General features: G+C 69.4%; 17 protein-coding genes, 1 tRNA gene and 3 pseudogenes. 17 read left to right on the top strand and 4 right to left on the bottom strand.

Going from position 1 to position 18298, the window contains the following annotated elements:
• The 8 genes and pseudogenes from JWN21_RS10460 to JWN21_RS10425 form a co-directional block, all read left to right on the top strand.
• A pseudogene (locus tag JWN21_RS10460) lies at positions 1 to 240 on the top strand (tail tape measure protein); the annotation flags it as partial.
• A gap of 97 nt (positions 241 to 337) precedes the next feature.
• Positions 338 to 651: pseudogene (locus JWN21_RS10455) on the top strand (GIY-YIG nuclease family protein).
• A 133-nt stretch (positions 652 to 784) separates the two neighbouring features.
• Positions 785 to 3043 carry a DUF2460 domain-containing protein gene (locus JWN21_RS10450; RefSeq protein ID WP_299649462.1) on the top strand — a complete coding sequence of 753 codons (2259 nt, stop codon included), beginning with the start codon at positions 785 to 787 and terminating at the stop codon, positions 3041 to 3043.
• A 117-nt stretch (positions 3044 to 3160) separates the two neighbouring features.
• Positions 3161 to 3967 carry a DUF2163 domain-containing protein gene (locus JWN21_RS10445; protein WP_299649459.1) on the top strand — a complete coding sequence of 269 codons (807 nt, stop codon included), beginning with the start codon at positions 3161 to 3163 and terminating at the stop codon, positions 3965 to 3967.
• A 47-nt stretch (positions 3968 to 4014) separates the two neighbouring features.
• Positions 4015 to 4350, top strand: coding sequence for a peptidoglycan endopeptidase (locus JWN21_RS10440; RefSeq protein WP_299649456.1), 336 nt, complete (start codon positions 4015 to 4017; stop codon positions 4348 to 4350).
• A 3-nt stretch (positions 4351 to 4353) separates the two neighbouring features.
• Positions 4354 to 6468, top strand: a complete 2115-nt coding sequence (locus JWN21_RS10435) for a phage tail protein (RefSeq protein WP_299649453.1) — start codon at positions 4354 to 4356, stop codon at positions 6466 to 6468.
• 17 nt (positions 6469 to 6485) lie between these two features.
• The gene (locus JWN21_RS10430) at positions 6486 to 6983 is read left to right on the top strand and encodes a DUF2793 domain-containing protein (protein WP_299649450.1); all 498 of its coding nucleotides are present in this window, start codon (positions 6486 to 6488) and stop codon (positions 6981 to 6983) included.
• A 146-nt stretch (positions 6984 to 7129) separates the two neighbouring features.
• Positions 7130 to 8266, top strand: coding sequence for an OmpA family protein (locus tag JWN21_RS10425; RefSeq protein WP_299649447.1), 1137 nt, complete (start codon positions 7130 to 7132; stop codon positions 8264 to 8266).
• A 292-nt stretch (positions 8267 to 8558) separates the two neighbouring features.
• Here the strand turns inward: JWN21_RS10425 and JWN21_RS10420 are convergent, their stop codons facing one another.
• The gene (locus JWN21_RS10420; protein WP_299649444.1) at positions 8559 to 8780 is read right to left on the bottom strand and encodes a hypothetical protein; all 222 of its coding nucleotides are present in this window, start codon (positions 8778 to 8780) and stop codon (positions 8559 to 8561) included.
• A 334-nt stretch (positions 8781 to 9114) separates the two neighbouring features.
• Here JWN21_RS10420 and JWN21_RS10415 point away from each other — a divergent pair, with 334 nt between their 5' ends.
• The 4 genes from JWN21_RS10415 (at position 9115) to JWN21_RS10400 (ending at position 13633) form a co-directional block, all read left to right on the top strand.
• Complete coding sequence (locus JWN21_RS10415) at positions 9115 to 10083, top strand: alpha/beta fold hydrolase (protein ID WP_299649442.1); 969 nt, start codon at positions 9115 to 9117, stop codon at positions 10081 to 10083.
• 91 nt (positions 10084 to 10174) lie between these two features.
• On the top strand, positions 10175 to 11842 hold the full coding sequence (locus JWN21_RS10410; protein WP_299649439.1) for a serine hydrolase: 1668 nt from the start codon (positions 10175 to 10177) through the stop codon (positions 11840 to 11842).
• 73 nt (positions 11843 to 11915) lie between these two features.
• Entirely contained in the window at positions 11916 to 13217 is a 1302-nt protein-coding gene (locus JWN21_RS10405; protein ID WP_299649436.1) for a UDP-glucose/GDP-mannose dehydrogenase family protein, read from the top strand.
• Entirely contained in the window at positions 13214 to 13633 is a 420-nt protein-coding gene (locus JWN21_RS10400) for a VOC family protein (protein WP_299649433.1), read from the top strand. The genes JWN21_RS10405 and JWN21_RS10400 overlap by 4 nt, the downstream gene beginning before the upstream one ends.
• Positions 13634 to 13706: 73 nt before the next feature.
• On the opposite strand, the gene JWN21_RS10395 is transcribed toward JWN21_RS10400, so the two are convergent.
• Together JWN21_RS10395 and JWN21_RS10390 are read right to left on the bottom strand one after the other, a co-directional pair.
• Positions 13707 to 14180, bottom strand: a complete 474-nt coding sequence (locus JWN21_RS10395) for an RcnB family protein (protein WP_299649430.1) — start codon at positions 14178 to 14180, stop codon at positions 13707 to 13709.
• Positions 14181 to 14297: 117 nt separating this feature from the next.
• On the bottom strand, positions 14298 to 15020 hold the full coding sequence (locus JWN21_RS10390) for a folate-binding protein (protein ID WP_299649427.1): 723 nt from the start codon (positions 15018 to 15020) through the stop codon (positions 14298 to 14300).
• A 23-nt stretch (positions 15021 to 15043) separates the two neighbouring features.
• Between JWN21_RS10390 and pyrC the strand changes: the two genes are divergently transcribed.
• Positions 15044 to 16081, top strand: coding sequence for a dihydroorotase (gene pyrC / locus JWN21_RS10385; protein WP_299649424.1), 1038 nt, complete (start codon positions 15044 to 15046; stop codon positions 16079 to 16081).
• Positions 16078 to 16368 carry a hypothetical protein gene (locus JWN21_RS10380; RefSeq protein WP_299649421.1) on the top strand — a complete coding sequence of 97 codons (291 nt, stop codon included), beginning with the start codon at positions 16078 to 16080 and terminating at the stop codon, positions 16366 to 16368. The genes pyrC and JWN21_RS10380 overlap by 4 nt, the downstream gene beginning before the upstream one ends.
• A gap of 215 nt (positions 16369 to 16583) precedes the next feature.
• Here the strand turns inward: JWN21_RS10380 and JWN21_RS10375 are convergent, their stop codons facing one another.
• Positions 16584 to 17315, bottom strand: a complete 732-nt coding sequence (locus JWN21_RS10375) for a DUF1134 domain-containing protein (protein ID WP_299649465.1) — start codon at positions 17313 to 17315, stop codon at positions 16584 to 16586.
• A 141-nt stretch (positions 17316 to 17456) separates the two neighbouring features.
• On the opposite strand from JWN21_RS10375, the gene JWN21_RS10370 reads away from it, so the two are divergent.
• The 3 genes and pseudogenes from JWN21_RS10370 to JWN21_RS10360 form a co-directional block, all read left to right on the top strand.
• Positions 17457 to 17546, top strand: a tRNA-Ser gene (locus JWN21_RS10370).
• Positions 17547 to 17714: 168 nt separating this feature from the next.
• Positions 17715 to 18050, top strand: a complete 336-nt coding sequence (locus JWN21_RS10365) for an Arm DNA-binding domain-containing protein (protein WP_299649418.1) — start codon at positions 17715 to 17717, stop codon at positions 18048 to 18050.
• 45 nt (positions 18051 to 18095) lie between these two features.
• Positions 18096 to 18298: pseudogene (locus JWN21_RS10360) on the top strand (integrase); the annotation flags it as partial.

Genomic DNA, 18298 nt, shown 5'->3' with positions numbered 1-18298 from the left:
CTGCCGGGGCGGGCGACCGGCGGGCCGGTGGTCGGCGGGCGCGGGTATCTGGTCGGCGAGCGCGGGCCGGAACTGTTCGTGCCGACAGCGGCGGGGCGGGTGGAGGCAACTGGTTCGGGCAGCGCGCGCGACGTGCGGGTCAGCATCACGATCAACGCGCGCGCCGGCGAAGGTGCGGAGGCGATGCGGCAATCGAGCCGGCAGGTCGCGCGGGCGGTGCGGGCGGCGTTGGAGGGGTAGAAGGTCCGTTCAGCGGAGGCGCGGAGGGAAGTGGCAGAGAAAGCTTACTCCGTCACCCCGGCCTTGAGCCGGGTCCAACGTGCGGCAAGCTGAACCCATGCGGGAGCTACAACCGTGCGTCTACATCCTGGCAAGCGCCCTCCCTGGCACATTGTATGTAGGCGTGACATCGAACTTGATAGGCCGGTTGATGCAGCATCGTGAAGGCAGGTTCGCCGGCTTCACCTCTCGCTACGTGTGCTCAGGCTAGTCTGGTTCGTGATGGCCGACACGATGGAAGCGGCAATCGCGACCGAGAAGCGGATCAAACGCTGGCGGCGTGATTGGAAAATCCCGCTGATCGAGCAGTCCAATCCCGCCTGGGTTGATCTTGCCGTTGGCCTTGGCCTGGAGCCGCTGCCCGCGCGCTGACCCGACCAAGGAAGCAACTTGTGCGGGTGTATGCTGCCCGCCCTGGGTGAGCGGCGCTGCACGTTGGACCCCGGCTCCAGGCCGGGGTGACGCAATGGTGTTGCCTAAACCCCCGTCGCATCAGGAGATCCCCATGCCACACTGGCTCGCAACCGAACGCCGCGAGCAGGCGTCGGACTACATCACGCGGTTCGACCCGCGGTTCTGGTCCGTGAACTTTCCGCGCCCGACGATGGCCTCCGTCGTCACCACCGCGCCCGACGCCCTGCGCGTCGATGCGGTGTTCGGGCGGGTGGGCGACCTGGTGGGGGTGATCTGGGAGGCCGCCGATCGGTTCGATCATCCGCTGCTGGCATATGAGACGGCGCGCGATTTTCGCGGGTGCCGGCTGTCGTTCCGGTGGCGGTCGGGGGGCGTGGTGGCGCTGGATCAGGTCGATGGGCCGGTGCTGACGGTGGAGGGGCGCGACGCCGATGGGGAGGCGTTCACCGCCTACGTGCGGCTGTGGAATTACGCGGTCGGGAGCGGCGAGGACGCGGCCGTGGCGTTCGACTTTGCCGACGTGCGCAACGGGTTCGGGCTGGGCGGGCCGGTGGTGTGGATGGGCGATGTCGACCGGATGTTCGTGTCGCTGGCGCCGCCGGGATATGTGCCGGGCAGCGCCACGCCCTTCGCGACGCCAGAGTCCGGGGGGGGCGAGGGCTGGGCGGAGATGACGGGCATTGCCTGCGACGGGCCTGGGGCGGTGCTGGCGATCGGCGATGTCGTGGTGCCGCCGCACTCGCTGCAGATCGCGAGCGGTTATGACGACCAGTATCACCTGACGCCCGCACGGTTGCTGCGCAACGTGCTGCAGCTGGGGTATCGTGGCGCGATCAACCATTATGTCGGGATGAGCCATTATTTCCGGCTCTCTTCCGCTCTGGCGACGCTCGACGGTGGTGCGCTGAACGTGGCGTGCGCCGCGTGGCATCGCGACTTTGCCGAACGCGCGCGGGCGCTCGGGTACGACGTGATCTGGTCGCTGTCGTACGAGCTGTTAGACGAGCATTGCCCGGCGGGGTGGAAGCAGCGTGCCGCCGACGGTTCGCCGGCACTGACCGGATGGGTGCCGCCATCGACCTTGCTGTCGCCGGCCAATGCGGAGGCGATGGCGTATCTGCACGCGGTGGCGGCGGCGTTCATGGGCGTGGCGGTGGCGGCGGGGCTGTCGCCGAAATTCCAGGTCGGCGAGCCGTGGTGGTGGACGATGCCGGATGGGCGGCCATGTCTTTACGACGCGAGCGCGGTGGCGGCGTTCGCGCCGGTGGCGATCCCGACGGTCAGGGCGAGCCTGAGCGCCGGGCAGCGCGCAACGCTGGATGCGGCGGGCGCTTGTCTGGCGGCGTCGACGGCGGCGCTGGCGGAGGCTGCCAAGGACGCCGCGCCCGGCTGCGTCACGCATCTGCTGGCCTATCTGCCGACGGTGCTCGACCGCGCCGCGCCGGAAGCGAAGCGCGCGACGTTGCCGATTGGGTGGGCAAGCCCCGCCTTCGATGTGCTGCAGCTGGAGGATTACGACTGGGTGACGGCTGGCGACACGGCGGCGACGCGCGAGGGCGTGGCGGCGGCGGAGGCGCGGCTGGGGTATCCGGTGGGGGACCAGCATTATCTCAGCGGCTTCGTGCTGCGGGGCGAGGACGCCGCGCAATGGGACCTTATCGTCGCGGCGGCGGAAGCGGCGCGGGGGCGCGGCGTGGCGGCGGTGTTCCTGTGGGCCCTGCCGCAGGTGCTGCGCGACGGCTTGGTATATTGGGATGGGGAGGACGAGGTGCAGGCATTCGACGATGTGCTGTTTCCGCTGGCGCTCGGGCGAGACGCGGCGGTGGCGCCGGCTTTCTCGACCGCGGTGATCGCGGGCAGCGGCGGGGCGGAACAGCGGCAGGCGAACTGGGCGCAGGCGCGGACGCGCTATGACGTCGGGCCGGGGGTGCGGAGCGAGGCGGACATCGCCGCGCTGCTGGGGTTCTTTCGCGCGCGGCTGGGGCCCGCGCGCGGGTTTCGGCTGCGTGACCCGTTCGATTTCGAGGCGGGCAATCAGCTGCTCGGCCACGGCGACGGCGTGCGGCGGCGGTTCGATCTGGTGAAGCGGTACGGGGAGATGGAACGGCGGATCACGCGGCCGGTGGCGGGGAGCGTGTCCGTCACGGTCGGCGGCGTGGGGACGACGGACTTCGCGGTGGAGGCGGGCGGCGTGGTGTTGGATGCGGCTCCGGCGGCGGGGGTGGCGGTGCGGGCGTCGTTCGGCTTCGACGTGCCGGTGCGGTTCGCGGAAGACCGGCTGGAGGTGGCGTGCGCCACCTGGGCGGCCGGCGAGGCGGTATCGGTGCCGTTGGTGGAAGTAAGGGAGTGACGAGCAGGTAGCGGGGAGCTCGCGCTAGCCTGCCTCCTGCCCTCCCCGACGGAAGCCGGGGAGGGGCTTGGGCGAGGACGGCCCTCTTGCTCCTCACCGGGTCGAAAGGAGATTCGCATGGGCATGCTGACGCATGAAGTGACGACGCTCGCGCTGTGCTGGCGGGTGGAGCGGCGCGATGGGGTGGCGATCGGGTTGACCGCGCATGACGGCGATCTGGTGGTCGACGGGTTGGTGCATCGCGCCGCGCCCGGGATGATGCCGTCGGCGGTGAAGCGGAGTCTGCCTTTGGAGGCGGATACGAGCGACGTGGCCGGGGCGCTGTCGAGTGCGGCGATCGGCCAGGCGGATTTGCTCAGCGGCCGCTGGGACGGCGCGCGGGTGGTGCTGTTCGCGGTGGACTGGACCGGCGGCGGCGAGCGCGTCGAGCTGGGCGAAGGGCGGCTGGGGGCGGTGTCGCTGAAGGGCGGGCAGTTCAGCGCCGAGTTGCGCGGCGCTAGTGCGGCGCTGGCGCGGCCGGTGGTGGAGGAGACCTCGCCCGAATGCCGCGCGGAACTGGGCGATCGGCGGTGCCGGGTGGCGATGGCCGGGCGGCGCGGCTTTGCGCGCGTGGTGGCGGTCGACGGGCGGACGGTGACACTGGACCGCGCCGCCGCCGACGGGATCTACGCGGACGGGCGGCTGCGCTGGTTCGGCGGCGCCAATGGCGGGTTGGAGGGGTGGATCGCGGCGTCGGCGGGCGCAGCGGTGACGTTGCGCGAGGAGCCGGTGTTCGTGGCCGGGGCTGGTGTGCTGGTCGAGCTGATCCAGGGCTGCGACAAGAGCCTGGCGACGTGCGCGGGGCGGTTCGGCAACGCGGTGAATTTTCGCGGCGAGCCGTATCTGCCGGGGATCGACCTTCTGACACGGCATCCGGGCGCGTGAGTGCGGTAGCTGAGGCTGCGCTGGCAGCTTTGGGTGCTAGGTTTCGATTGCACGGGCGCGACCCCGCGACGGGTCTGGACTGCGTCGGGCTGGCGGCGTGGGCGTTGCGGGCAGGTGGGTTCGCCGGTGACGTGCCGACGGGATATGCGCTGCGTGGCGGCGATGCGGAGAAGGTGGCGGCGCTGCTCGATGCGGTGCTGATCCGGGCGGATGACGCGCGCGCGGGCGATGTGGTGCTGCTGCGGACGGGGCCGGGGCAGCTGCATCTGGGGATCAGGGCGGGCGCGGGCCTGGTGCATGCCGATGCGGGGCTGCGTCGCGTGGTGCTGCGACCGGGTGATGTTTCATGGCCGGTGATTGGGTGCTGGCGGATGGGGGACTAGCTGATGGCGACGTTGGTGCTGACCGCCGTCGGCGGAGTGCTCGGTGGGCCGGTGGGGGCGGCGCTGGGCGCGCTGGCGGGGCGGGCGGTGGACGCGCGGCTGCTGGCGCCCAAGGGGCGCGAGGGGCCGCGGCTGACCGAGCTGCGCGTGCAGACCTCGTCCTATGGCACGCCAATCCCCAAGCTGTTCGGGACAATGCGCGTGGCTGGCACGGTGATCTGGTCCACCGACCTGATCGAACGGCGCGCCACCAGTCGCGCGGGCAAGGGGCAGCCGTCAACGACGCGCTACAGCTATTCGGCATCGTTCGCGGTGCTGCTGTCGGCGCGGCCGGTGCTGCGCGTCGGGCGGGTGTGGGCGGACGGGCAGCTGATCCGGGGCGCGGAGGCTGAGTGGAAGGTGCCGGCGACGTTCCGGCTGCACCTCGGCGGCGAGGAGCAGGTGGCGGACCCGCTGATCGCGTCGGCCGAGGGTGCGGGGCTCGCGCCGGCGCATCGTGGGCATGCCTATGCGGTATTCGAGGATCTGGCGCTGGAGCCGTTCGGCGATCGGCTGCCGAACCTGACCTTCGAGGTCGTGGCGGACGAGGAACCGGTGACGGTCGGCGCGATTGCGGCCGAACTGGCGGCGGAGGTGAGCGGGGGTGCGAGCCTGCTGGTCGACGGATTTGCCGGGGTGGGCGGGTCGGTGGGCGCGGTGCTGGAGAGCTTGGCGACCGCGAGCGGCGCGTGGTTCGCGCCCGACGGTGCGGGGCTGGTGATGCGCGATGGCGGGCCCCCGGCACTGACAATGATCGAGCAGGACGGGCGGGCCGCGTCGCGCGAGGTGGCGGCGGCGGACACCGCGCCTGCGGTCGTGACGGTGAGCCATTATGATCCCGCGCGCGACTGGCAGGCGGGGCTGCAGCGGGCGCGGCGTCCGGCGCCGGGCGGGCCAACGCTGGCGATGGAAGTGCCGGCCGCGATCTCGGCGGGCGCGGCAAAGGGGATCGCAGAAGCGGCACTCGCGCGCGGCGAGGCGGCGCGGGTGCGGCGGACGCTGCCGGCGAGGCTGGACGCGCTGCGGCTGGCACCGGGGGACGTGGTCGGGGTGGCGGGCGAGAGCGGGTCGTGGCGGGTCGACGAGGTGGTGCTGGAAGCCATGGCGGCGAGCGTGGTGCTGTCGCCGCTGGCGCGCGCGCCGGTCGCGGCCGCCGCGAGCGCGGGGCGGGTGCTGGCGCAGGTCGATCTGCCGGTCGGGCGCACGCTGTTGCATGCGGTCGAGCTGCCCGCGCTGGACGACTCGGTGCTGACGCAGCCCCGGCTGCTGGTGGTGGCGTGCGGCACGGGCGCGGGCTGGCGCGGCGCACCGCTGCTGCTGAGCCTTGATGCGGGGGCGAGCTGGACCGAAGCAGGCGCAACCGCCGCACCGGGCGTCATCGGCACGGTCGTCGAGCCGGCGGGCGCGGCACCGGCGACGCTGATCGACAAGCGTCATACGCTGGTGGTGGAACTGGCGCGCGGCGACATGGCGCTGGACGACGCTGATGCGGCGGCGCTGGACCGCGGCGCGAACCTGGCGCTGGTCGGCGACGAGCTGGTTCAGTTCGGAACCGCCGAACCGCTGGGTGACGGGCGCTGGCGGCTGCGTGGGCTGTGGCGCGGACGGCGTGGGACGCTGCCGTCGGCGGGCGTGGCGGGAAGCCGGTTCGTTCTGTTGGGCGCCGACACGACATCGGCGATCGACCTGCCGCTGGCGGCGCTGGGTGGAACGGTGCGGATCATGGCGGCGGGCGTCGGCGACGTGGACGAGCCATCGGTCGCAACCGCGAACGTGGCTGGTGTGTCGGTGCTGCCGCTGGCGCCCATTGGGCTGCGCTGGACGGCGACGGGCGAGGGTGGCGCTGTCGTCAGCTGGCTCCGGCGGAGCCGCGCGGGCTGGCGCTGGCTTGACGGAGTCGACGCGCCGCTCGGCGAGGAAAGCGAACATTATCGCGTGACGATAGGCGCGCGCGAGGAACTGGTAACGACGCCCGCCGCGATCGTGACGGCGACGGACCGGGCGGCGGGACCGGTGACCGTCACCGTCCGGCAACGCGGGACGTTCGGCGAATCGGCGGGCGTGACCATCACGCTGTGACAACCCCAGGAGAGCATATGACGGACACGGCACGATGGGCGCTGCCGCTGCTGGAGGCAGGACAGGCGCAAAAGGAAATGACGCACAACGAGGCGCTGGCGTTGCTGGACCTGCTGGCGCAGGCGAGCGTCGAGGCGGTGGGGGTGAACGCGCCGCCAGAAAACCCTAGCGAGGGCCAGTGCTGGATCGCGGGATCGGTGCCGACCGGCGCCTGGTCGGGCAGGGCGGGGGCGCTGGCCGGGTGGACGGCAGGCGGCTGGCGCTTCGCGCCGGCGCGGGACGGCATGCGCGTCTGGAGCATGGCCGACGATTGCGAGGCAAGTCGGACGGGCGGGCAGTGGCGTGTCGGGCGACTGTCGGGCGCGGAGCTAGTGATCGACGGGGTGCGCGTGGTCGGCCCTAGACAGCCGGCGATCGCCGTCGCCACCGGCGGCACGACGGTGGATGCGGAAGCGCGCGCGACATTGACACAGGTCTTGATCTTGCTGCGAACACACGGACTTATCGCGGCCTGATCCACGTTAGCGATACGCTAACTCTTTCAGCCGGCCGTCTGTGGCCGAGATGCAACACAAGTCGGGGAATGTCATCTTGCGCCGCAACCAACCCCGGAGTATCGAGTTTGCGTTGTCCGAAGTGACACTGTGAAAAGGGGATTACCATGCGGAAGCTTGCCATTGTTCTGGCACTCGCCTCTACGGCTCTCGCCACGCCCGCCCTCGCCCGCGACAAGTCGTGGTATGTGGGCGTTGAAGGCGGTGCGATGATCGTTGAGGACATCGATTACGACATCACGCTTGTGACCGGCACGACCGTCGATCGCGCAGCCAGCGTCGACCACGAATATGGCTGGGATGTCGGCGGCCAGATCGGCTATGATTTCGGCGGCTTCCGCGTCGAGGCTGAAGTCAGCTATCGCCAGGCGGTGGTGGACGGCTTCCGGTCGTCCGTGACCACGCCGGTGTACACCTCGACCGGTGGCCTGGTCGACTCCACGTCCGGCTCGTTCAACTATGCCGGCGGCAAGACCAACGCGCTGTCGTTCATGCTCAACGGCCTGCTGGACTTCGGTCCGGATGACGGCGTGCAGGGCTTTGTCGGCGGCGGCGTCGGCGTGGCGCGCGTCAAGGCGCGTTACGGCCTGAACCGTTTCGGCAGCTTCCTGGACGATTCGGACACGAACTTCGCCTACCAGGCGCTGGCCGGCATCCGCGCGCCGCTGTCGGACAATGTCGACGTGTCGGTGAAGTATCGCTTCTTCAACGTCGACAACGTCCAGCTGAACGACGTGCGCAACCGCCTGCACGAGGGTCGTTTCCGTTCGCACAGCATCCTGGGCGGCCTGACGTACAACTTCTTCACGCCGGAGCCGCCCGTGGTCGTGGCGCCGGTGGTGGTCGAGACGCCCCCGCCGCCGCCGCCGCCGCCCGTGGTGGAAGCACCGGTCTGCTCGCCGGGACCGTTCATCGTGTTCTTCGAGTGGGACAAGTCGGACATCACGCCGGAGGCCGCGTCGATCCTCGACAATGCCGTTACCCAGTATCAGAACTGCGGCAACGCGCAGGTCATGCTGGCGGGTCACGCCGACAAGTCGGGTTCGGCCAGCTACAACGTCGGTCTGTCGCAGCGTCGCGCCGACGCGGTGAAGGGCTATCTGACGTCGCGTTCGATCCCCGACACGGTGATCGCATCCGAGGCGTTCGGCGAAGCCCGCCCGCGGGTCGACACGGCGGACGGTGTCCGCGAAGTGCAGAACCGCCGCGTGGAAGTGATGTACGGCCCGGGTTCGGGTCAGTAAGTCACGCCCTCGGGCTGAAGACAAAGCGGGGAGGTCGGGAAACCGGCCTCCCTTTTTGTTGAATCGTGGCTGCAACCGTTGCGAACTGTCCTGCGTTGACAGTTGGCAAGGTGCGGCCATCTATCAGGCCTAAACCATTTAGCTCTCAGAGGTGAGAACAGCCTCCTCACACACCACGAACGCGATTGCTGTCGTGGTACAGTAACCCTTCGGGGCGAAGAAATCCGGAAATGGGCCAGCTGGCTAGAGCTAAAAACTGCGGGTCGCTCGAGCTAGTTTCGGGAGGCCCGTTTCATAGCAGCCGCAGGCGTTTGAGGTGGCCTTTGTCGCGCCTCGCTTCGACCTTCTGATCCGAGACGGGATAGAAGGACACGACGTTGTACCGGCCGTTCTCGTCCAGTGCGACCTCGACCGCAATCAATAGATACTGCTCCAAACCCGCAGGCTTGCCGACCAGTTCGATCCTGCCGTCGTTTTTGAAATCGTCCCGGACATAAAGCGGGTTCGCTATCACGGCGGCGACATGCGGGAAGCAGCGCGCGTAATCCTTGGGATGCCGACGTTGTGCAATTGCCCACGGATCGACATCACCGCGTCACCTTGATCCAGTTCCAAAGCGAGCACGTCATTGATGGATCTGATCGGTACTGGCCCGAACAGATAGGGCACGAGCTGATGCGCGGTTTGACGCTCAAACCGATCCCCCTCGGCGATCGTGGCTGACCATGGGAATGGCGTTGATGGGCGAGATTAGTAGCGCAGTCTTCACGGCTGGAGCGTTCATAGTGTCCGTCGGATTGCCTCCAAGCCCGTCGTCGAGCATGCTGAACGCCCAGGGGAGAGGTGCCATGGAACGGTTCGAGGTTCGTAACGGCGACATCACGCTGAGCGTCATCGCGGATGGGCCGACAAACAGCCCCGACCTGCCGATCCTGTGCGTGCATGGCTGGCCGGAGCTCAGCCATTCCTGGCGCTACCAGATCGCGCATTTCGCCGCCGCCGGACGACGCATCGCGGCGCTGGACGTGCGGGGATATGGCGAGAGCAGCAAGCCCGACGCGGTCGAGGCCTATACGATGGCCGAATTATGCGGCGACGTGGCGGAGGTGATCGACGCGCTGGGAGGCCGCGCGATCCTGTTCGGGCATGATTGGGGGGCGCCGATCGTCTGGAACACCGCCTTGCGCCACGCCGACAAGGTAGCGGCGGTGGCCGGGCTGAGCGTGCCCTATGTGCCCGCTGGCGACACCAATTTCCTCGCAGCGATGCGCCACGTCCACAAGGACCGGTTCTTCTACCAGCTGTATTTCCAGGAGCCGGGCGTCGCCGAGGCGGAGTTCGCGGGCGACGCGCAGGCGCTCGACAAGATCTTCTGGGGCATCTCGGGCGAGGGGCTGCGCGCGCAGCCGTTCGCGCCCAAGGGTCCCGACGCCAAGTTCCTCGACGGCATGGCCGCGCCCAGCCGCTATCCCGAGTGGATGAACGAGGCCGACATGGCGCACTATCGCGCGGCGTTCGCGCGCGGCGGCTGGACGGGGCCGCTCAACCGCTATCGCGCGCAGGACCTGGATTTCGCCGCGCGCGACGTGGTGAAGGGGAGGCATATCGAACAGCCGGCGTGCTTCGTCGCCGGCACGCTGGACCCGGTGCGCGGTTTCATGCCCGGCATCGACATGTTCGCGAGCGCAGGCGCGGCGTGCGACGATTATCGCGGCACCACGCTGATCGAGGGCGCGGGTCACTGGGTGCAGCAGGAGGCGCCCGACGAGGTCAACGCCGCGTTGGCGACGTTCGTGGCGGGGGTTTCGCCACGCTGAACCGCGCCTGCATCGTTTCTCCTCCCGCATCGCCAACGGCTCTGCACGGACCCTGCCGCAAGGCAGGACCCTCACGGGAGAGGGGCGGCACATGGCGACTTCACGAGCAGGCTGGCTGGCGATCGCGCTGGCGACCACCGGCATGACGGGCGCGGGGGCCGTGGCGCAGACCGCTGCGGCCGAGCGCGTCAGCGCCGCCGAAGTGGAACGCATCGTGGCGGCGAGCTTCCCCGCCGATGCGCCGGGCGCGGCGGTGATCGTGATGCTCGGTGGCCGGACGCTGTACGCGGGCGGACGCGGACTTGCCGATACCGGTGGCGCGCGTGCGATCACGCCCGACACGCCGATCCGGCTGGGATCGATCACCAAGCAGATCGTCGCGGCGGTGGTGCTGCAGCTGGTGGCGGAAGGGCGCGTGCGGCTGGACGACCCGCTGTCGCGCTTCTTCCCCGACTGGCCGTCACCGGGCGCGAACGCGACGGTGCGCCAGCTGCTCAACCACTCGTCCGGGCTGCAGGACTTCAGCAAGATCCCCGGCTGGATGTTGAGTCCGCCCTCGCTGCAGCCAAACAGCACAGCCGACCTGATCGCGCTGATCCGCAGCCGCCCCGCCGTGTCGCCGCCGGGCGAACGCTGGGAGTACAACAATGGCGGTTATGTCGTGCTGGGCGCGATCGTCGAGCAGGTGACGGGCAAACCCTGGCACCAGGCGGTGGTCGAGCGGATCGGACGGCCGCTGGGGCTGAAGACGCTGGCCTATGCCGAGGCCTCGACGGGCGCGGCGCGCGGCTATTCACGCGAGGGCGGCGCCTATGCCCCGGCGCGCGGTGTGCATATCAGCGTCGCCGGCGCGGCGGGGGGGCTGGTTGCGAGTGTTGCCGACCTGGCGCGCTGGGCACGGGCGCTGCACGGCGGCCGGGTCGTGTCGCGGGCGCTGTATGCGGAGATGATCGCGCCCGCGCGGCTCACCGGCGGCGGAACGGAGCCGTACGGCTTCGGCCTGCGGCTGCGCGAACTGCGCGGGCGGCCGGCGCTGGTGCACGGCGGCTCCGGGCGCGGGCTGGATGCGGCGAGTGCCTGGGTGCCGGCGGCCGAGCTGTTCGTCGCGGTGCTCGCCAATACCGACGATCCCGCGACCGACCCGGACGTCCTGGTACAACGGCTGGCGGCGCTGGCGATGGGGCAGCCGGTGCCGAGCTTCACCCCGGTCGATCCGCCTGCGAACGTGGCGGCGCTGTTCGGCACCTACCAGGCCGAGCGTGGACCCGCGCTGCGCTTCTTCCCACGCGACGGTAAGCTGTGGCTGGGCCGGGACGACGACGAGCAGGAAGCCTTCGCCGCGGGCGACGATCGCTTCTTCTTCGGCGCGGGCAGCCTGACCTGGTTCCAGTTCCGCCGCGACGGCGCGGGCGTGCCGGTGGTGGCGGTGCACCGCGTGGAGGCGGCCGGGCCGACGCTGGCGACCCGGACCGGCGATGCGCCCGCGCCGGTGGCGATCGCGCCGGCGGTGCTCGCGCGCTACGTGGGCACGTTCAAGACGGAGGCACCGGTGGTGAGCGTCGCGCTGAGCGGCGACGGACGGCTGACGATCGCGGCGTTCGGCCAGTCGCCCACGCCGCTGCGACCCGTGTCGGCCACCGAATTCCGGGTCGAGGGCGGGATCATGCGCGTCGTGTTCCACCCCGAGGGGAACCGCGTCGATCGGCTGACGCTGATCCGCGGCGCGCGTGAATTGCACGGGACGCGCGTGACGTCGTGATCGGCGCCGGTGGTGGCAATTCACCATTGCTCGGCTTAAGCCCGACGCTTCGTTTCACAGGCGGCGGTTTTCCATGCGTATCACCATGATCGGGTCGGGCTATGTCGGGCTCGTGTCGGGAGCGTGCTTTTCCGATTTCGGGCACCAGGTGGTGTGCGTCGACAAGGACGCGGACAAGATCGCGGCGCTCAACGCGGGGCGGATGCCGATCTTCGAGCCGGGGCTGGCGGCGCTGGTGGCGGCCAACGTTGCGGCGGGGCGGCTGAGCTTCACCACCGACCTTGCGCCCGCGGTCGACGGCGCGGATGCGATCTTCATCGCGGTGGGGACGCCGTCGCGGCGTGGCGACGGGCATGCGGACCTGTCCTATGTCTTCGCCGCGACCGAGGAGATCGCGGACGCGCTGACCGGGCCGAGCGTGGTCGTCACCAAGTCGACGGTGCCGGTGGGGACGGGCGACCGCGTCGAGGCGATCCTGCGCGAGAAGCGGCCCGACCTGGACACCGCCGTCGTTTCCAACCCCGAATTCCTGCGCGAGGGCGCGGCGATCGGCGATTTCAAGCGACCCGATCGCATCGTCATCGGCACCGAGGACGCGCGCGCGCAGGCGGTGATGCAAGCGGTGTACCGGCCGCTGTACCTCAACGAGAGCCCGATCCTGTTCACCGGGCGGCGCACGTCCGAGCTGATCAAATACGCGGCGAACGCGTTCCTCGCGACCAAGATCACCTTCATCAACGAGATCGCCGACCTGTGCGAAGCGGTGGGCGCGGACGTGCAGGACGTCAGTCGCGGCATCGGGCTCGACAACCGGATCGGCCGCAAGTTCCTGCACGCAGGCCCGGGCTATGGCGGGTCGTGCTTTCCCAAGGACACGCTGGCGCTGCTCAAGACGGCGGAGGATTTCGACGCGCCGCAGCGGATCGTCGAGGCGGTGGTGCAGGTCAACGACAGCCGCAAGCGCGCGATGGGGCGCAAGGTGCTCGCCGCGTTGGGAGACGAACCGCGCGGCAAGACGGTCGCGTTGCTGGGGCTCACCTTCAAGCCCAACACCGACGACATGCGCGATGCGCCGGCGCTGGCGATTGCCACGGCGCTGGGCGATGCCGGGGTGAACGTGCGGGCCTACGATCCGGAGGGGATGGTGGCGGCCAAGGCGATGATGCCGGACCTCCATTATGCGCGCGATGCCTATGAGGCGGCGGACGGCGCGGACGCGGTGGTGATCGTCACCGAGTGGGACGTGTTCCGGGCACTGGATTTCCGCCGGCTGAAGGCGGTGATGGCGGCTCCGGTCATGGTCGACCTGCGCAACGTATACCGGCGCGAAACGGTGGAGGGAGCGGGGTTCACCTATCTGGCGGTGGGCAGATGACCGCTCCACCGCTGGGACCCGTGCTGGAGACCGCGCTATACGTCGCCGACCTGAAGCGGGCCGCGGCGTTCTTCACCCAGGTTCTGGGCCTGCCGACACTGTTCGAAAACGAGCGATTGCAGGCGTTCGATGCGGGGCCGGGAAGCGTGCTGCTGCTGTTCGCACGCGGCGGGTCGGGGGCTGACACGCCGACGCCGGGCGGCGTCATCCCGGGCCATGATGGCGCCGGGCGATCGCACATGGCGTTCGCGATCGCGGCGCGCGACGTGGACGCCTGGCGCGACCATCTGATGCGCGAGGGCGTCGCGATCCGCAGCGAGGTCCGCTGGCCCAGGGGCGGGCACAGCCTGTATTTCGACGATCCCGACAGCCATGTGCTGGAACTGGCGACGCCGGGATTGTGGGCGAACTATTGACGCGAAAAGGCCCGGAGCCGAAGCCCCGAGCCCTCCCGTCCGCGACCAGCTTGCGCCGGCCGAGGGCATCCGCTTAGTAGAAGAAGCGGTTCTGGGTGCGGATCACGCGACCGTTGCGGATGTTCACCAGCACGACGTCGTTGCCGTAGCGGACCCACTGCTGATTGATGCCGGGGCGGGCCAGACGATACCGGTTCCAGTCGTTCACCCAATAGTTGCGGGCGTAGTAGCTCGGCTGGAACTGATAGCCGACGGTCACCGGGCGATAGCGATAGCCGCGCGGGCCGGCGTAATTGCCGCGATTGTAGCCGCGGTTGGTCTGGCGGTAGTCGCGCCGGTCGTCGCGCAGCTCCCGACGGTCTTCGCGCAGTTCCTGGCGCGCTTCGCGGACGTCGCCGCGATCGCCATAGCGGCGTGCCTGGTCCAGATCGCGGCGCGACTCGCGCACCTCGCGCTGGTCGCGACGGACTTCGTTGTAGCTCTGCGCGCTGGCGGCCGCGGGCACCAGCACGGTGGCGGCGAGCAGGGCGGTGATCAACTTACGCATCGGATAACTCCTCTTGCACTACCGGGGATGTCCCGGATGAGGAGGGTAATGCCCGCCGGCCACTGAACGATCCCGGAACCGACGTGTCAGGCGGCTGACAGCATTGCATTTAGTTGTTCAGCTGATTGCGGCCGTCAGCCAGGCGGGGCGGATCGCATCGCCCAGCGCCTCGATCCGGCGCTGCTCCACCATCAGGCTCAGCTCGGGATAAGCGATGCGGGTGCGATCGCTCTCGGGGCCGAGCGGTGCGACGACGAGGCGGCGATTGACCTTGGCGCGATGGTGCATGCGCGCGGTATTCTCCTGGCCGACATAGCAGCCCTTCGTGAAGCTGACGCCGTTCAGTTCACGCGCGTTGCATTCCAGCCAGAGCGTCTCGCCGCTGCCCAGTTCGCCCACACCCTCCGTGACGCCCAGCCGCAGGCGATGTTCGTGCCAGCCCTGCGCCGCCTCCCCCGGCTCCCCCAGCCAGCGATGGCCCAGATCGGGCAGGCGCGGGTCGGGCGTGCCTTGCGTCGGGGCCGGCGACCAGTGGACGGCGCTTGGATCGGGTTCGATGACGATCGCCCGGCGCAGGCGGTAGAGTTTCAGGCGGCGGGCGAGCGCATCGGCCTGCGCGGTCTCGCAGTCGATCAGCACGTCGTCCCCGTCGGCCCACAGGATGAAGTCGAACAACGCCTTGCCCTGCGGCGTCAGCAGCCCCGCCCAGAGCGGACGGTCGGGGGCGAGCTGGCCGAGATCGTTCGTGAGCAGCCCTTGCAGGAAGCCGCGCACATCCTCGCCCGACAGACGAAGGAGAGCGCGGTCGGTCAGGCAGGTTCCGGGGGTAGTGGCGGTCATGGGCTTCAGGTAAGCGCGCACGCATGGAATCCCAAGCGACCGCGACTGTTTCGGAACTCACGATCCGCCGCCCCGACGACTGGCACGTCCACCTGCGCGACGGCGCGATGCTGGCGGCGGTGGCGCCGTACACCGCGCGGCAGTTCGCGCGCGCGAACGTGATGCCCAATCTGTCGCCGCCGATCACCACGGTCGCCGCGGCGATGGCGTACCGGGAGCGGATCGCCGCGGCGGCGGGGCCGGGTTTTGAGCCGCTGATGACCTGTTACCTGGCCGACGATGCCGACGCGGGTGAGATCGTCCGTGGGTACGAGCAAGGCGTGTTCACCGCGTGCAAGCTGTACCCGGCGCATGCGACGACCAACTCCGCGCACGGCGTCACCGACGTTGCCGCCATACGCCCGGTGCTGGCCGCGATGGAGGCTGCTGGCATGGTTTTGTGCGTGCATGGCGAGGTGACCGATCCGACGGTCGACATCTTCGATCGCGAGGCGGTGTTCATCGAGCGCGTGCTGACGCCGCTGCTGCGCGACTTTCCGGCTTTGAAGGTCGTGCTGGAGCACATCACCACCGCCGATGCGGCAGCGTTCGTGACCGGGGCGGGACCCAATGTGGCGGCGACGATCACGCCGCAGCATCTGCACCTCAATCGCAACGCGCTGTTCGCCGGCGGCTTGCGACCGCATGTCTATTGCCTGCCGGTGCTGAAGCGCGAGCGGCATCGCCTCGCGGTGCGAGCGGCGGCGGTGTCGGGTAGCGGCAAGTTCTTCCTGGGCACCGACAGTGCGCCGCACCGGGTGGGCGACAAGGAGTCTTCGTGCGGGTGCGCGGGGGTATGGAATGCGCCGTTCGCGCTCGAGTCCTACCTGGCGGCGTTCGAGGAGGAGGGGGCGCTCGACCGGTTCGAGGGCTTCGCGAGCGAGCATGGCGCGCGCTTCTATGGGCTGCCGCTGAACGAGGGCACGGTGACGCTGGTGCGGGAAGGGGTGGCGGTGCCTGGGGTGATCGGGGACGTGGTGCCGTTTCACGCGGGGGAGATGTTGGGGTGGCGGGTGGTGTGACCGCGACGGGCGAGCGAAGCTGGCCGATGGCGCTGCTGCTAGCCCTCGGCGCCCCGGTTGTTCTGTTCGTCTTCAACATGGCCACTCACAACGTGCGGGTGCCTCGGGAACTCGGCCCCCTACTGGACGCAGCTACGGTGGCGCTCATGATCCTGGGGCTGCACTTGCTGCCGCTTCCTTGGTGCGCGCGGGCAATCATCGCCGGGGTTTACCTGCCCGTGGCGGTTGGCCTTTATGTTCTGGCGCTCCTCACCATCGGGTGCATGGCGACGGGCGATTGCCTGTGAGTTGCGGGACCTCGGTCACCCCAGCCTTGAGCCGGGGTCCAACCCTCGACACGTGAGGCGTTCGGGGCACGTTGGATGCCGGCCCCAGGCCGGCATGACGTAGACGAAGGGGCGTCGCGGCGAAGCCGCGCCGGGACGTCGGACGGCTTCGCTGACGCGCCCCGCCGGCCGGTCTTGCCGGAGTCAGCCGGACGTGGCCGGCTGCCCGACTGCGACTAAAACGGCAGCCACTTACTCTTGTGGGTGAACTTCATGTACCCGACGTTCACCCCCGCGCGCCAGCCGACGCCGAGCCGGATCGGGATCAGGACCACGTTGCCGCGGCGCAGATAGGTCGCACCGAAGCCGCCGACCGCGTAGAGTCGCCCCTCGCCGCCGGGGAAGCGCTTGTACAGCTCCTCGGTGTCGTGGAGGTTGTAGACCAGCACGAACACCTTGGCCGCGTCGCCGCCGACGTCGAAGCCGACGCTGGGGCCGGTCCAGTAGACGGGCCGCTGCCCCTCCACCTTGTGCGTCATCACGCCCGAGCCATAACGAAGCCCGACGATGAACGCGCCCGATGCTTCCCGGCCGGCGATGTAGGCGTTGGGGCGGCCCTGGTCCTTGAGCGTCTTCTCGATAATCCCGGCAAGCCCCTGCGCGCCCTTGCCGAACACGCCCTCGGCCGCGCCGAGCACGTCGTCGCGCTCGAAGGCGTCGGCGGACGTAGTGGTCGCATCCGCGCTGCGCTGGTCTGGCGGAGGCGGTGCCTGAACCTGCGGCACGGCCTCGACGGGCTCCTCGGCGGGCACGGGTTCGTCGGGGAACGGGGTGGGCGCCGGTCGCGGCGCGGATTGCGGCAGATCGGAGTCGATTGCCTGGTTCGGATCGATCGTGCGCACCTGCGCGCCTGCCGTCCCGACCACGAGCAGCCCCGCAGCCGCCAGTTTCACCCACATGCCCCGCATCGCCCGCTCCCTCTTCATCGGCAAGGTTAACCACCCCGCGCATGTCGGCGCAATGAACGCCCACGCCCAACCGAGTCGGTTGCGCGCCAGCCGGTTGATCGGACGCGGCACCGTCGCTATAGCCGCGTCGCTGCCGAAGCCGGAGATGTGGGTGAGTGGCTGAAACCAACGCTTTGCTAAAGCGTCGTACGGGAAACCGTACCGAGGGTTCGAATCCCTCCGTCTCCGCCACGGGGCTGTTTGCCGCCGGTCCTTCTGGTTCACTTTCTACTACTTTCTCCGACACTTGGCGGGTCGAGCCCGTTCACCGCTGTTCACCTGAACCGGCTGCGTTCATGGTGTCGCGTGGTACAGTCCATGGTAGCGCACCAAGAATTCCATGGCATCGCTGCGCCCACCATGCTGACCGACGCCAAGATCAAGGCCGCGAAGCCCACGGAGAGGGCTTACAAGCTGGCCGATAGCGGGCAGCTTTATCTGTCCTCGAGTCCGGCTGGCGGTCGCCACTGGCGAATGAACTACGCCTTCGGGAAGAAGGCGGACGGCACAACGAAGCAGAAGACCCTGTCGCTGGGTTCCTACCCGTCGATGGCGCTGACGGAGGCCAGAAGCCGGCGAGACGAGGCAAAGGCTCAGGTTCGTGACGGGCTGGACCCCGGCATGCAGCGCCGCATCGCGATGCGGACGGTCCGCGCACAAGGTGAGAACATGTTGGAGCGGCTCGCCCGCAGATGACACGATCAGCGCCAATCGGCTTGGTCTACGATTCACGCCCGTGACGTGCTGCACAGCCTCGAGCGTGATGTATTCGACTCGATCGGCGACTGGTCACTGGGCGCAATCACCGCGCCCGTCATGCTGGATGTGCTCGCGGCCGTGGAGAAGCGAGGTGCCATCGAGACAGCACACCGGCTTCGCCAGCGCATCTCAGACATTTTCCCCTGTGCGATCGCGATCGGGGCGGCAGAGAGCAACCCTGCGGC

It is taken from the genome of Sphingomonas bacterium, from assembly GCF_028292945.1.
Classification (GTDB): Bacteria; Pseudomonadota; Alphaproteobacteria; order Sphingomonadales; family Sphingomonadaceae; genus Sphingomonas.
This window is presented reverse-complemented; position numbering and strand designations above follow the sequence as displayed.

Coding starts and splice junctions, on each gene's coding strand:
- JWN21_RS10365 (WP_299649418.1), top strand. CDS start 17,715: ATGCTGACCGACGCCAAGATCAAGGCCGCGAAGCCCACGGAGAGGGCT.
- JWN21_RS10430 (WP_299649450.1), top strand. CDS start 6,486: ATGACGGACACGGCACGATGGGCGCTGCCGCTGCTGGAGGCAGGACAG.
- JWN21_RS10450 (WP_299649462.1), top strand. CDS start 785: ATGCCACACTGGCTCGCAACCGAACGCCGCGAGCAGGCGTCGGACTAC.
- JWN21_RS10400 (WP_299649433.1), top strand. CDS start 13,214: ATGACCGCTCCACCGCTGGGACCCGTGCTGGAGACCGCGCTATACGTC.
- JWN21_RS10410 (WP_299649439.1), top strand. CDS start 10,175: ATGGCGACTTCACGAGCAGGCTGGCTGGCGATCGCGCTGGCGACCACC.
- JWN21_RS10435 (WP_299649453.1), top strand. CDS start 4,354: ATGGCGACGTTGGTGCTGACCGCCGTCGGCGGAGTGCTCGGTGGGCCG.
- JWN21_RS10425 (WP_299649447.1), top strand. CDS start 7,130: ATGCGGAAGCTTGCCATTGTTCTGGCACTCGCCTCTACGGCTCTCGCC.
- JWN21_RS10390 (WP_299649427.1), bottom strand. CDS start 15,020: ATGACCGCCACTACCCCCGGAACCTGCCTGACCGACCGCGCTCTCCTT.
- JWN21_RS10405 (WP_299649436.1), top strand. CDS start 11,916: ATGCGTATCACCATGATCGGGTCGGGCTATGTCGGGCTCGTGTCGGGA.
- JWN21_RS10445 (WP_299649459.1), top strand. CDS start 3,161: ATGGGCATGCTGACGCATGAAGTGACGACGCTCGCGCTGTGCTGGCGG.
- pyrC (WP_299649424.1), top strand. CDS start 15,044: ATGGAATCCCAAGCGACCGCGACTGTTTCGGAACTCACGATCCGCCGC.
- JWN21_RS10375 (WP_299649465.1), bottom strand. CDS start 17,315: ATGCGGGGCATGTGGGTGAAACTGGCGGCTGCGGGGCTGCTCGTGGTC.
- JWN21_RS10395 (WP_299649430.1), bottom strand. CDS start 14,180: ATGCGTAAGTTGATCACCGCCCTGCTCGCCGCCACCGTGCTGGTGCCC.
- JWN21_RS10415 (WP_299649442.1), top strand. CDS start 9,115: ATGGAACGGTTCGAGGTTCGTAACGGCGACATCACGCTGAGCGTCATC.